Annotated in this window: 10 protein-coding genes; 1 reads left to right on the forward strand and 9 read right to left on the reverse strand. The window is 48.9% G+C overall.

All coding sequences use genetic code 11. From position 1 onward, the window contains the following. Positions 1-59: 59 nt before the first annotated feature. The 9 genes from AC4PME_RS09075 to AC4PME_RS09115 are packed head-to-tail and all read right to left on the reverse strand — an operon-like array spanning position 60 to position 13,290. Positions 60-788 (reverse strand): transglutaminase-like cysteine peptidase, encoded by a 729-nt coding sequence (locus AC4PME_RS09075; protein WP_491045892.1) that lies wholly within the window; start codon positions 786-788, stop codon positions 60-62. A 55-nt stretch (positions 789-843) separates the two neighbouring features. Further along, positions 844-2,778: a bifunctional diguanylate cyclase/phosphodiesterase gene (locus AC4PME_RS09080; protein ID WP_491529568.1), complete on the reverse strand. Its 1,935-nt coding sequence runs from the start codon at positions 2,776-2,778 to the stop codon at positions 844-846. An 11-nt stretch (positions 2,779-2,789) separates the two neighbouring features. Continuing rightward, the gene (locus AC4PME_RS09085) at positions 2,790-4,034 is read right to left on the reverse strand and encodes a sensor histidine kinase (RefSeq protein WP_491045890.1); all 1,245 of its coding nucleotides are present in this window, start codon (positions 4,032-4,034) and stop codon (positions 2,790-2,792) included. 12 nt (positions 4,035-4,046) lie between these two features. Then, positions 4,047-5,594, reverse strand: coding sequence for a DUF3369 domain-containing protein (locus AC4PME_RS09090; protein WP_491045889.1), 1,548 nt, complete (start codon positions 5,592-5,594; stop codon positions 4,047-4,049). Positions 5,595-5,597: 3 nt separating this feature from the next. After that, entirely contained in the window at positions 5,598-7,259 is a 1,662-nt protein-coding gene (locus AC4PME_RS09095) for a sensor histidine kinase (protein WP_119500298.1), read from the reverse strand. Between the two features lie 27 nt (positions 7,260-7,286). Then, positions 7,287-7,877, reverse strand: a complete 591-nt coding sequence (locus AC4PME_RS09100; RefSeq protein ID WP_491045888.1) for a response regulator transcription factor — start codon at positions 7,875-7,877, stop codon at positions 7,287-7,289. A gap of 2 nt (positions 7,878-7,879) precedes the next feature. Further along, complete coding sequence (locus AC4PME_RS09105) at positions 7,880-9,211, reverse strand: HlyD family type I secretion periplasmic adaptor subunit (RefSeq protein ID WP_119500296.1); 1,332 nt, start codon at positions 9,209-9,211, stop codon at positions 7,880-7,882. 9 nt (positions 9,212-9,220) lie between these two features. Next, complete coding sequence (locus AC4PME_RS09110; protein WP_491045887.1) at positions 9,221-11,386, reverse strand: type I secretion system permease/ATPase; 2,166 nt, start codon at positions 11,384-11,386, stop codon at positions 9,221-9,223. After that, positions 11,386-13,290 (reverse strand): TolC family outer membrane protein, encoded by a 1,905-nt coding sequence (locus tag AC4PME_RS09115; RefSeq protein ID WP_491045886.1) that lies wholly within the window; start codon positions 13,288-13,290, stop codon positions 11,386-11,388. Before AC4PME_RS09115 ends, AC4PME_RS09110 begins: the two co-directional genes overlap by 1 nt. Before the next feature lie 240 nt (positions 13,291-13,530). Between AC4PME_RS09115 and AC4PME_RS09120 the strand changes: the two genes are divergently transcribed. Continuing rightward, the coding region (locus tag AC4PME_RS09120) for a retention module-containing protein (RefSeq protein ID WP_491529569.1) at positions 13,531-15,031 on the forward strand (1,501 nt) is incomplete at its 3' end.

Consider the following 15,031-nt stretch of genomic DNA (forward strand, 5'->3'; position numbering starts at 1 on the left):
CGCGGCGAGTCAACAATACGCCGCGGCACCGGCGATGATTCGTACAGGCTTAAGCGGGATCAGGATGTTACGGTGATGCCTTCAGAGCTGATTTTGTCCAGCACATTACGCCACCGTGATAATCTGGCCGAAGGAGAACCGGATGATTGTTTCTGGCCCGGAGACCAGATCCCCATACTGTTAAAACTGAACACAGGAATGAGATCTGTTCGCTGCCGTGCAGGCAACACTTCTGAAATTAAACTGTCGAGGATCATTGGCTGACTGGTGGGAGTTTCATAATAACCCAGAACCATGTGCGCTTGTGTCACAGTGCTGCGGCGCCCCCCTACTTTAGCTTTTACGTAGATAAGACGCAGCTTTTCTTCGGGGACCCCCAGTTTAAGCAGGAAGATATATTTAGCGATAGCGTAATCTTCACAATCGCCCAGTTCTTTAGCCAGAAACTCTGCCGGTGATGCCCAGTAATCGCTTTGCTTCCAGACGATATCATCGGTTTTGTAGGTTACGTTATCGCGAAAGTAAGCATTAACCAGAAGAAGCTGCTTCGACTCCGGCAGATTCTGCGCTTCATTGAACATGCCTTCCAGACCCGCCTGACGGCCCGCATCAACTTTACCGCCATGTCTGGCGACGGCCTGCCAGAATTTGCCAAAATTAATATCGACAAATGCGCGGGTAACAAATGCGTTTGTCAGCAGGAAACAGGCAATCACCATAATGCACAGCCGGCGCTGACTGAATGATATGGGGTTACCCTGAAAGAGTGGCTGTTTCAACAGGAGCACAACTACTTACCCTGATAAAGACTGAGCATGTACTGTACCACGTACGGCGAGTTTGTCACTTTGCTGCAACCTGCTCATCAATGTTAAGCCGCGCCACACCGTCGAAACCGATAGACAGCAGAACTTCCTCGTCTTTTTCAGATACTACGCCATCGGCAATCACCGCCATTCCCAAAGAGTGGGCAAGATCGGCAAGACCATTCAGGTAAACCTGATTTGAGCGGTTGTTCACCACGTCATACACGTAAGTACTGTCAATCTTCAAATATTTAAGGCCAAATTCATGCACATCGGCCACCTTCGAAAAGCTTTCTCCCACTCTTTTGAGCCCGGTATCCACTTTGAAATAATCAGCCAGCTCACAGAACTGACGGAAGGATTTAGGATGGCTTGCAGCTGTGTGCTCCCGCAACTCCAGCGATAACCGGGTGATCACATCCTGATTCGCTTTTAATAAATCTTCCAGTTGTGATCTGTTAAACGTATCCAGAATTGTTTCCTGATAAAGCAGCACCGCGCAGCATTTTTCGGGATTATCTTTCAGCCATGCCAGCGCTTTCTTTATAGCCAGAAGATCGATTTTATCTACCGTACCAAAGCGGCGGGCCGCTTCAGTAAAACGTCCGAATCCTCGCATTTCATCGCCGTCTTTGTACAGCATGAAAGCCTGATAATGCATGGTCTTACCGCTATGGGTATGAACGCTCACCGTCATCAGTTCGGCAGACTGACTGGCGATATCGAAATCTTTTTGCCATTTTTCTTTACTGTCACAGCGATAGTGCGTTTCCGGTAAAGGCTGCAGATTAAAACCGAACACGGTTTCACTTTCCTGCACTTCTTCCAGTAATCCGTCGACCCGGTCGAGCAGTTCGTAACTCGCTTCATCGGCCCGTATGTAAACGCCGGCGGTGACGCAGTGAATATTCAGATCGGCAAAATCCGGACTGTGCTCCAGCGGATTGTCTTCCATATACACTTCCTGAATCCCTTCCAGATCACGGCATTCTGTCAGCAATACACAAATATCTGTTTCATTGATTCGGGCCATGCGGAAGTCGGTGTAAAGCTCACTGTGTTCACGGTAGAAGCCGTCCAGTCTGTCAGCAAACTCTTTTATGAACTGATTAAAAATCTCCGGCGCAAACGCCTGAATATCGCCTTTGTCTTTCATCAGACTGTGCATGAGCAGCACGTTCTGACCATCTTTATCACGAAATCTCAGTTGAGATTCCAGTAGTGTAAAGAAGGCATTGATATTAGGAATATTCGTCACCGGGTCATGCTGCTCCCGTTCCCTGGCAAGTTCAAGCCGGCGGTTGTTCTCTACGAGGTTTGCTTTAAAGCGGTCGGCCAGCGAGTTCATGGCATTTACCACCCGGGCAAAGTCGGCGGTCCAGGGCAGCGCAATTTTTATAAATTTTCTCTCTGAAAAACTGTTGGCCTGGTCGACAATAGTCCCCAACGGTTTCAGGATGACACGTAAAATGAGGGAGCCGATTATCCCGATCCCTACAGTGAGGATCACGATACTCATCACAAAGCTTTTAAACTTCGACCACAATGTATCCATGGCAAAGGCAGTCTGACTTTCAACATAAAGGGTACCAAACTGATCCCAACCGTCACTCACCTGGGAAATGCCGGGCGGCACGGTCAGTTCCGCCATGGACTGAAACCAGTCCGGCGCGGTTGACGCTTCCCCCTCAAAGTAGATCTCGTCGATAACATTCCCGTCCGTGCCTTCAAGCCGGATGAGTGAATAATGCCCTGAATCGAATTTTGCAGACAACATGAGGCGAATGCCGGCCGGTGATTTCTCCGCCTGCGTCAGCACCAGTGCCAGTGAATTCGCATCATCAATGTTCTTCAGATACAACTGTTCCTCAGTATTTTTCTGCGTAGAGAAAAATAGCACCAGAAAGCTCACCACACTGTTAATGGCAATAATGGTGAGAATGGCAATCCACAGCTGCTTATTCAGGGTCATTCACAACTACTCTATTCAGCATCTATCTCAACGGGAAGGACCATAACAAACTCAGTCCCCTTGCCCACTTCACTTTGCAGTGTCAGTTGTCCCTGCATCTTGTTTTCTGTCAGGTTCTTCACGATATGTAGGCCTAAACCGCTGCCACCTTCTTCACGGCGGGTGGTAAAATAGGGCTCAAACATCACTTCACGAAACTCTTCAGGGATCCCTTTACCATTATCATTAAAGGTAATCGTTGCCTTGCCATCCGCTGATTCTGCCCTGATTTGAATTTTAGGAGACGTAATGGATTTATCGAAAGCGTGAATAGACGCATTGAACAGTAAGTTTGTCAGCACCTGAGACAGGGCTCCCGGAAATCCCTTCATAATAAAGGTGTCGGGCACCCGACAATCCAGCACAATTTCAATTTGCTTCGCTTTCAACTGCGGTTTTACGCTGCTCAGCACACTTTCGATGGTGCCCTTCAGCGGGAACGCCATCAGCACATCAGCGCTTTGGTTTACCGCATTGGTTTTAAAGTCACGGATAAGTTTGGCAGCACGCCCTAAGTTGAACGAGAGCAAATCACTTACTTCGTTACTGTCGTCTATAAAGTCTGAGAAATACTCTTCTGTCAGGGTTCCGTCTTTGAAACTTTTATCAAGATCATCAACACTTTCTTTAAGGTGCGACAAAGATGTGATCGCTACACCGAGAGGGTTATTTACCTCGTGAGCCACCGTTGCCACCATGCCACCTAAGTTGCACAGCTTCTCCATTTCGATGGCCGCTTCCTTCTTTTCCTTCAGATACTCACTTTCTATGAGTAACGGTGTGAATTCGTCCAGCAATTTCGTCAGACCTGCATCGTTTTCATCTACCGGCGTTTGCGTTACCAAAACAATGAATCCCCCCACATGCTGTTCATCGGCAATCACATACACAGAGCAAACTTTGTCCGCCATGCCTGCCTGTGCCATCCAGTCAGAGAAACTGGCATCAACGACACTGCGTTCTGCCCAGCGATTTTTCCCCTTACAGGCCAGCAGGGAACTTAACACGCTGTTTTCCAGTTGACGGCCGGGAATACACCCCATGCAGTCCACGGCAATACTTGCCTCGTCACTCACATGCCAGCTTGATACATGATAACAATCAGCACCAATATAAACGGCCTGATCCAGCAGCGGAAACTGAGACTGTACCGGGAGTGCCCGCAGCAAATCAGGGCTGAGTAACGCCGCCATCGATTCGGTTACAGATTTGGACACGATACTCTCCTTTTAATCCGGATAGCGGGCACGCAGAGCCCAGAAGTCATCAAAATTGGCCAGTAAGATTTCCGCCAGTTGGGGATCAAACTGTTCACCTTTTTGTGCTTCTATCTCTGAAATAATGTTTTCTTTCGGCCACGCCTCTTTATAGCTGCGTTTTGAGCCCATGGAATCAAAGGCATCAGCCAGCGCTGTGATCCTCGCAGCTACAGGGATGTCTTCACCCTTAAGGCCCTCAGGGTAACCGCCACCGTTCCACTGCTCGTGATGTGCATAGCAAATCTTCGCCGCATTCTTAATCATGGGTTTGTTAGAAAGGCTCAGCATATCCGCACCGACTTTGGGGTGAGACTTCATGATGTCCCACTCCTCCGGGGTGAGTTCTCCGGGCTTATGTAAAATAGAATCGGGTATGGCGACCTTGCCCAGATTGTGAACCGGTGCAAAACGGCGGATATTCTCAGCTTCATCATCACTCAAACCTGCCATAACCGCGAGTTTGTAGCTGATTTCCGCCACACGTTTAACATGCGCTCCAACTTCCTTGGTGCGCAATTCAACAGCATTCCCCAACATGTGGATAATGTCTTTTTGTGTCTCTGAAATTTCTTCTGTAATCATCAGGTTTTCGTAAACCAGTGATACGTTTATGCAGTAAATTTCCAGAAACTCTTTCTGTGCATCAGAAAGCGTACCTTTGGTGTCGATAAACAGCAGATTTTCATAACCCAGGTCGGTGCAGTTATAGAACACGTAACCAGAAGGGAAATGCTGAGACTGTTTAGATGCCAAAACCTCTTTAAAGCAACTTTCCACTTCGTCAGGCACTTCAGGTTGGTGACTTTCCTTAATGTCAGCCAAACTTCCGGTAGCTGCCAATACCGTGCGGCCTTTAGTGGCTTCGGCGCTTTGCGGGAAGGTAGAACAATAAATAGCACTGGAGTCCAGTTGCAGCAGGTTCATGATTTCTTTCAGCACCGCCGAGGCGAACTCGTTCAGCGCATGGGTCTGCAACATTTTAGTGGTACTTTCAATGACCTGACGCAGCCCCTTCCGGTGGCTCTCAATGGTCGAGATATCACGGTATGAGCGCAGACCTGTGTACATCAGGGTTTTCAGCTTCTGGCTGGTTAATTCCGTTTTTTCTTTGTAGTCATTGATGTCATAGCGCTCAATGACTTCATGCTCAGGCGCCTGACCGGGCTGACCGGTACGCAACACCAGACGACAGGCTGTGTTGTTCAGCTCTTTACGCACATAATGCACCACATCCAGGCCGGCATGATCTGTTTCCATAACTACGTCCACAAGGGCAAGCGCGATGTCGGTCTCTTTATCAAAAATCTCTTTCGCTTCTTTTCCGGAATACGCATGCAAAAACTGAATTTTCTTGCCGTCAAAACGGAAGCGCTTTAACGTCAGGTCGGTTACCCGGTGAACTTCGGTTTCATCATCGATAATCAACACTTTCAACGGTGAGGTATCTTTCTGCTCTGTCGCGTCATCCACAGACTCAGCTGGTGCAGCTTTCTGCTTGGCAAATAATGGATTCCCCATAGTTTACTCCTTCTCTTCTAAGTCTTTAATTCGTAGTGATATCCACAGACCACCTCCGGGTACTGCACCATGGTTCAGTTCACCTTTCAGCTTACTTTTCACCAGGTTGTACACCACGCTTAAGCCGAGACCGGCATTACCGGCACCACGGTTAGTGGTATAAAAGGGGTCGAAAATTTGTGCGAGATTTTTCTTTTTCACGCCGCTACCGTTATCTGCAAACTTCAGTAATACGGAGTTACCGAAGGAAGATACCCGGATTGAAATAACACAGTCTTCATTTTTCTTCGCAAACGCATGAACCTCTGAGTTCGATGCAAGGCTGGCGAGCACCTGAGTAATAACAGTAGGGTAGGTATGAATTTGTGCCCGCTTGCCAATTTCCACATCAAATTTAATCTTCGTTGACATGGCATTTTGCTGATAATGCTCAACAAAGTTTTCAACGATTTCGGCCACGTCAACCAGCTCTGTTTTGGTGGAATCGTCTGCATTAATGACGTCAATTTTCTTAAATGATGCAATCAGCTTAGATGCCCGGCCCATATTTTCCAGCGCCATACCCAGCATTTCCTTGCCGGAGGACAGAAAATCTTCAAACTTCTCCTGATCCAGTTCACCGCGATCGAAATCTTCTTTTAGATCCCGCATCAAATCGTTCACGTGGGAACAACTGGTAATACTGATTCCCAGGGGCGTATTCACTTCATGGGCGATACCGGCAACCAGTCCCCCCATCGCACCAATTTTCTCGGCCTCAACCATCTTACTCTGGGCGAACTTCAGGTCCTGCAGGGCCAGTTGCCGGTCATCACTGAGCTTGTGTAATTTGAACGCAAAGTAAACCAGATACAGCACCATCAAACTGAACAGGAACGCTATGACAGGGATAGCTACGTAATATTGGTTGAATAAATTTGCCGGCGGATAAATCACCATGGGCCAGACACGGTTAAACAGGAAGATTTCGCCGTTAAAAGGTTTTGCCAGCGTCGCAGAATATTTCACATCAGAAAAAGCCAGCTCTTTTCTGTTTTCTCCCTCGCGGTAAACAATGAAATTACTGACAATCCTATTACTTATAGAAAGCTTGGCAGCGCGGTGTAGATCAATCACCATAGCCAGCAATAAATTGTGTTCTGGCATAATGCGGGTAAGTAATACGTATTGCTGCTGACTATCATTAACACTGAAAAGGTCGGAGGCGAAATTGTCCAGTTTTGACGCTTCCCGTAAATCAACGTTCCGCTTCATCGCCAGCGTTACTTCCCGTTTGGTAAATTGGGGATATGAATCAGATGCCAGCCAGTACTGAGGCTCCGGCAACGTGGTTTTAGCTCCCATTTCACGGGAGTCAAAATTGAAAACGCCGATACCTGCGATGGACAGGTTGTATTCCAGAATCAGACCGCTGAAAGAGTCAAATTCAATTTCATCTACATTTGAGGAAGAGTCAAACAGCTGATTCACAGAATGCAGGGTATACTCCATGTCCTCCAGATTCTCATTAAAATGTTCATTGAACTCTTTAACCGGTCCATCGAAAGATGCCGCGCGCTCCTGCTCTGACAGTTGCATGTACACCTTGTAACCGCCAAAGGTGCAAAGAATACTGAAAAGCACACTCAAAAAAGTGAGCACGTTTTTTTGAAGAATTAAATTCACCCCTACCTCTCCGGATTCTCAGCGCTGTTAAAGGGCAGTTCGTTTGAATTGGCCAATCTTAAGCAGCAAGGCCACCCTGTCTTTCACTCTGTATTTCTTAAGAATAGACGACATGTGCTCTTTTACCGTTCTGACAGTAATATTTAGCTTATCCGCCATATCCTGATTAGAATCACCGTCCAGTAAAAGCCGCAAAACTTCCTTTTCCCGTTCGGTGAGCACTTCGGTCTGCGCTTCTTTAAACTCATAATCCGGATGTTCACTGAGGCGGTGAACCATCGCCGTGACGAGTCCGCCGGGGATCCACATGCCGCCGGCCATGACAGCACTGGCAATTTCATTGCAATGGCGTATCAATTCGGTTCCGTTGCAGTAGCCCCGTCCGCCAACCACCAGACTTCGTTGCATTTCTTTAATGTCGGGTGCGTGACTGATCACCACAGGATGCACACCCAGCACACTGCTTTCCCGCACAAAGCGCAGCCAGTCAGCTTCTCTGGTATCAATCCAGCAAATTCCCCCCTCTGCAGCAAGAGAGAATGAAACTTCGTGCCACGCTATTGCATCAGATAGCGGTGCATACTCCTTAAGCAACTCTCCTAACACGAAAAATTTCATTCCTAACGTTCTCCTAATGCTGATGAAGAGGCCCTGATAAGCGGGTTTAGCAGGTACTGCATGACAGTACGATTACCGGTGATGATATCTACCTGCACCATCATGCCCGGCAGGATATCCATATTGAGGGCGTTTTTGTCTTCGGTGGAAAGCCTGACGAGGTAGTAAGTCCGGTCCTGATCGTCAGTCACGGTATCAGCACTGATGTGCTCTACGCTGGCTTCCATACCGCCGTAAATAGCAAAATCATAAGCACTGAATTTCAAAATGGCGGGCTGCCCTAATTTCAGAAACGCGATATCTTTGGGCGGGATTTTTGCCTCAACGATTAACCTGTCATCGGCAGGGATAATTTCTACAACGGCACTGCCCGGCGTCACCACACCACCTACAGTATTTACCAGCAGTCGCTGAACGGTACCGGCCACCGGCGCGCGGATTTCAGATTGTTTCACCACATCTTCCAGACCGGTTTGAGACTCCTGTAAAGATTGCATGGTGGCAACCGCTTCATTGAGCTCTTCATTCCACCGGTTCTGCATTTTCAGGCTGGCTTCTTTCAGATTGTTCTGTTCTTCATCAATGGTTGCCTGACTGCGGGTTATTGCAGCCCGTGTGCGCTGAATGGCCCCCTGATTTTCAATAACCTGTTTTTCCAGCCGCAAAATATCGATTTCAGAAACAGCGCCCGAAGCCATCAACGGACGGGTCACGGTAAGCTCCCGCTGAGCAATAGACAAAGTGTCCTGATATTGCTGCAATTCGGCGCGGTAAGATTGCAAATCCTGCCGGCGCTGGGCAATCCGGCTTTCAAACCTCGACAAGGTTTCTTCAAGCTCTTTCACACTGGAAAAATATAATGCGGTTTCATTGGCAACAATTTCAGGCGCGGCCTGTTTGAGCTCTTCCGGGAAACTCAATGGCTGCGCCCGTGTCTGTGCAGTCAGCCTGTGAACTTTTGCGGCCACAGCGTTTCTTTTTGAATTGTTTTCCTGCAGTGAAGACAAGTAACGGGTAGGATCCACTTTCAGAATAATGTCACCGGCGTTGACTTTCTGCCCTTCCCTTACCTGAATGTCCTGAACAATACCGCCGTCATAGGACTGCAAAATTTGTAGCTGGCTGGATGGCACAACCTTGCCTTCACCCCTCGCTACTTCTGCGATGGGAGCAAAACATGCCCACACAATTAATGCCGTGATTGTGAGTACAACCACATAAAGCAGCGCTTTGGCTCGCAGTGGCCGCTGCTGAATACGCGCCCACTCGGCTTCCAAAACCCAGTCATTTTCCGGAGGTGGTGCCAGCCATTCGCGGGCCCATGACATAAGCATAATGAATCCTTAGCCTTTAACCGCAGCAGCGAGACGTTTAATGACTTCCTGACGGGGACCGTCAACAATGATGTGCCCCTGATCGATAACAATAATGCGGTCGACCAGTGAGAGAAGAGAGTGCCGGTGGGTATTCAGAATTAAGGTTTTCCCTTTCGTTTCTCTGTCCAGCAGTTCCTTTATACGTTGTTCGGCAGTGGCATCCATGGCCGAAGTCGGTTCATCCATCAAAAATAGTGACGGACGACGGATGAGTGCCCGTGCCAGAGCGACAGACTGACGTTTGCCTCCGGACAGTAATTTTCCGCCTTCTCCCACACTGAGATTCAGGCCGTCGGGATGATGGTTAACAAAGTCGGTTAAACCACAGGCATTGAGTATTTCCCAGATAAAGTCTTCGTCGTAGTCTTCCTGAAACACCGTAATATTGTCACGCAGGCTGCCGGTAAACAGGTTGATATCCTGAGGAACATAACCAATCTGATTACGCAGCGTGCTCGGCTCGTATTGCTGTAAATCAATATTATCCAGAGTGATAAGGCCACTGGTCGGCGCATAGGCATGCAGCAATAATTTATGCAGGGTAGTTTTGCCGGAACCATTATTGCCAAGAATAGCTACCCGCTCTCCTGCCTCAATGGTCAGGGACATTCTGCTAATCACATGTGATGGCTGCTCAGGATAAGCAAATGACACTTTATCGAAGTGTAACCTGCCATTGATACGGGTATGCTGCGTCCACTTTTGTTCGGCTTTTGACTCGTCTTCTTTGGCCATCAGATCAGACAAGGTTTCATAGGCAGTTTTGGCATGATGGTATTGCGACAGCAAACTGGCAGCCTGTGACAGCGGTCCCATGGCCCGGGACGACAACAAATACGCCGCAATCAGTCCACCCTGGGTAAGTTCACCGTCCACGATCAGAAAGACACCGACGACAATCATAGACACGCCCACAGTCTGCTGGATCCATAGAGCAGCACTGCTAACCGATGTTCCTGCGATACGTAATTTGGCATTAAGTTTTGCCAGATAAATGGAATGCTGTTCCCATTCATGCTGCACATGATGACCGGCATTAAAAAACTTAACGTCATCGAACATGTTGACTGATTCAGTCACCAGCCCGTTTCTGACTGAGCCAGCTTCACTTGCACTGCTGGCAAGCCTGGCCATGTTGCGCTGGGCGTAAAGCCCGAAACAAATCAGTAAAAGTCCTCCCACCAGAATTGGCAGTGATAAAAAGCCGTTGATCAGCGCAATAATGACAATAAAAAATACTGCAAAAGGCAGATCGACCAGCGCCACAAGGGTCAGTGAGTTCGTAAATCCGCGGATCGCCTCAAAGGATTGCAGGTTGTTGACAAAGGCACCAGTGGAGGCCGGCTTTTCCTTAAACGAAAAGCCGAGCACTTTTTGCATCAAATTCGCCGTCAGAGTGATATCGATACGACTGGCTGCCAGTTCAACAAAGAAATGCCGCAGCATACGTAATGAAAACTCGGCAAACAGCACCATAGCAGCACCGATAGCCAGTACCCACAACGTTTCCGTCGCCGCGTTTGGCACTACCCTGTCATACACATTCATCACAAACAGTGGCATGGCAAGAGACAGCAGCCCGATGAATATTGAGGCAAGCAATACATCTTTATACAGCGAAACCGCTGAACCTACGGTATGCCAGAGCCAGTGCACACCTTTTTGAGAATTGGATACCGATGCCGGTTTTCCGATGCGCCTGTCCGGACGCAAAAACATAACGAACTGAGTATAGTCCTTCTCAATATCCTCTATATCGACGACTTCAACGGTTTCCGGTGCTTCAGGGAATACCACTTCAGCCTGGCCGGATTCAATCTGACAGGAAACTAACACGCAGGAACGCTGTTCTGACAACACCAGAATTGCCGGCAATAACGCAGGGTTTATTTCAACCAGCTCACGTTTGACCACTTTGCAGTTCAGACCCACCCGGCTGGCAGCGCGGGGCATCACCGATGGTGATAATTCCCCGTTGTCCATTGGTAATCCTGCCATTACCGCATCAGGCACAAGGGTTATGCCGTGGAAATCACAAATTGCTTTCAGGCAGGCCATCAGGCAGCCGCCATGAATTGCAGAGGACTCGGCCAGCTTCTCAATTGCGGGGTCAGGCAACTTAGGTTGCGCCATTAATTGATGTACTCCGGCGAATCGGATGAAGAATTAAGCACCACGACAACGGCTTCCACGCGCCGGTTAGCCAGGTTCGCTTCAGGTGAAATGTCATCGATGAGGGGCTTATCTTCACCCAGGCCGATGGCAGAGATGCGTTGCTCATTACTACCGGACTGAACTTTCAGCCAGTCAGCAACGGCATTGGCACGCCTTACAGAGAGCATCATATTGTAATGAGACTCCCCTTCCAGAGAGGCGTGGCCGTACACAACAACGCCGGCTGCAGGGTCTTTACCGAGCGTATCCAGCATAGGCTCAAGTTTAACGAGGTATTTAGGGTCCAGTTCAGCGGAATCAGCGCCGAAAGGAATAACCACTTCTGATTGATGTTTTACACCAATGATATCGCCGGTGTTTTGCTGCTGAGTTGCGCAACCAAAGTCATCCACTGCGGTATCAAAAGGTGTGTCAGGACATTCATCCCACAAGTCGGTTATGCCATCACCGTCTGTATCACGGATCAGAATATTGGTTTCCTGAGACATCACATCGATGGTTTCAGCCGGACAAACATACATGGGATCGTACACGGCTTCTGAAAGGCGAATAGCTTCAGTTACATCAAACTCATCCCGGGTCACCGTGAGGTATTCAGCCAGTTCGCCACCACCGGCCATCAAACGTAAAATGGCTTTGTATTGGGTAAAAACAGCTTCGGTGTATGCCCGGCCTGATTCATAGGCTTCGTTCTCTGAGTCCAACAGGTCTAATAAAGTCCGGTCACCAATTTTGAATTGATCCAGGTAAGCGGTACGTACCCTGCTGGAAGACAGCCGGTGTTCATTTAGTGCCGGGATCTGTCTGTCGAGGTTGCGAATGTCGTTGTAGGCTATCTGCACCGTCTGGCGTACATCGCGGCAGGATTTATCACGCAGATCTTTAGCCTGGTCGGTTACCGCCAGCGCGGCACGGATCGACGCCCGGTCTGCACCACCGTTGTAAAGATTGTATGAGAACTGGAGCCCGATTTGCCCTTCGGTCTGGGTATTATCAAGGCCCGCATCATCCCTTGACTGGGAACCGTAACTGCCCACCAGATTTAATGTGGGATGATAACGACTCTTGGCTGAATCGATGCCGTAATTAGTTGAATTTACGTTGTACCATGACGCCAGAAAACCGGGGTTGCGCTTGTAGGCTTCAAGTAAACTCTCTTCCATCGATAACGGGATCTCAGCGTTTATGAGATTGTCTACCGGTTCAAGTTCCGCCGGCGGGCGAAACCCGGTTAATCGCAGGAAGCGGGAAGAAACATCATGCAAATTCGACTGTTCGGTCATCACGTTAGATTCCGCCAGGTACAGACGTCCGCTGATTTGTTCCAGATCAGCACGTCTGGCCACACCGGCAGCAGCACTCTTTTCAATTTGCTTATAAACATCAACGTGGGTTTTGAGGTTGTCTTCTGCCACCAGTAACAATTCGCGGTAAAGCAATACATCCGAGTAGGCAGTGGCAACCTCTAATGAAATCTGTTCTACCTGATTTAACAGTTCAAGGAATCTGACTTTCTTCGCCGACTCGAGGCGCTTTACTTCCGATGAGGTAAAGAAGCCGTCGTAAAGCATCTGGGTTACAGAAATACGGGCTTCATTGGATACATAGCTCTGATCGAGACCATAGTTCCGGCGCACCAGACTCGAGCTGGCAGTAACATCCACTTTCGGAAGATAGCCCGATCTGGCAATCTTCACATTTTGTTCTGCTTCCAGAAATTCGCGCCACGCTGCCTGCACATCAGGATTTGTGTCAATGGCTTGTTTAACGACTTCTGTCAGGCTCACTGGTACTGCGCTCACAAGTGAGCCGCCCAGCGAAAAACCTGCTGCCAAACCCACGGCCAAAATTCGAATCAGCATGAATACCCCATTTCCGTTTACCGACAAATATCCATTTTCACTATTAATTCCCTGTAGTTGTAAAAGTAGTCATGAACTTTGAAGCCCGCAAACCGGCAGGAATGAATTTTTATTACGGAAAAAAAATTAATTTTTAATTGCTATAAAAACAGATATTTAGATTCAGACTGTTCTCTGGTACAGGGTCAAACTTTTCGCGGCGACTAGTTTTAGTGCATCAAACGCAAAAGGTATTGAATTATGTTGAACGTAACTAATGTGTCCGGTGACGTATTTATCCGCCTTCCCAACGGGGATGAATTCCCGGTCTCAGCCGGCGATACGATCCCGTCAGATGCGCAAATCGTTTCAGACAACGGTGGCCAGATCATCACTCAGGAACAGGGAGCCATTGACCTTGCTCCGGGTGCACCGCAACTGGTAGCAGATGTAGAGTCATTTGAAGCATCTGCCTTCGATGATGAATTCGTGGTTTACGACGATTCTCTTGATGACATGCTTGCCATGGTTGACGGTGGTGATGCGGGATTTGACTCCACCGGTTCGCAGGGCGTTCCGGATATTGACGCCCTGCTGAGTGGCGACGGAGACATCCTTGATGCGTTAGAAGAAACTGCGGCCGGTGGCGGCGGTGGTGCCGGTGGCGGCGGTGCGTCATTTGTGCAATTAAGCCGTATTGCTGAAGATGTGGATCCGCTGGCATTTGACTATGAGCCTGCGACGACAGAACCACAGAATATCGAGCAGGATCCTGCCGGTACAGCGACTCAGGACGAACCCACTACACTGGACAACATCACCATTTCCGGTGATTTTCCGCCTGTAGTAGCCGGTGATTCTAACCTGGAACCCGGTACCCCGATTACAATTACAGTTATTGATGAGACTGGCGCTGAAACAGTTATTGACGTTATCGTTGCAGATGATGGCAGTTTCAATGCTACCTTACCGGATACGCTGGAAGACGGTACTTTCGATGTTGTCGTTGAAGCACCGGATCCTCAGAACGGTACTGTTACGGTATCAGAAACATTCGTAGTTGATACCACGCCTCCCACTATCGATGTAAATCCCATCGAGGTTACCAACGATGAGTTTCCCGAAATCAGCGGCACTTCAGATTTGCCTGCAGGCAGCGAAATATCCATCACAATCACTGATGCAGACGGAAACGAGCAAACTATCACTGCCATCGTTCTTGAAGATGGCAGCTTCTCCGCAACACCGGTAGCCCCTCTTGTGGAAGGCGCTTTTGATGTAGCGGTTACCGCCAGCGATGAAGCGGGTAATACGACGTCAGTAAATGCCACCGGTGAAACAGATTTCACTCCACCAGAGCTTACTTTTGAGGTAAATGCTGCTGAAGGAGAAACGCCTGTACTAAGCGGTACGACTGATTTGGCTCAGGGCAGTGTCGTTGAAATTACCGTGACCGGTGCAGATGGCACCAGTCAGACTTTTACTGCTGATGTCCTCGCGGACGGCAGTTTTAATCTGACTTTACCGGACAACTTCGCTGAGGGTGATTACACAGTAGGTGTAACCGCAACGGATGCAGCCGGCAACCAGACTCAGGCTAACGACACCTTCTCTGTAACAGCGGCTGAGTCAGAGCCGGCACCAGCAGAAGAGACAGCACCTGACGCACCGGGTGAGACTGGCGAGACAACCACTCCGGGCGAAACCGGCGAGACAACCACTCCGGGCGAAACCGGCGAGACAACCACTCCGGGCGAAACCG

This window comes from Alteromonas sp., assembly GCF_984505615.1.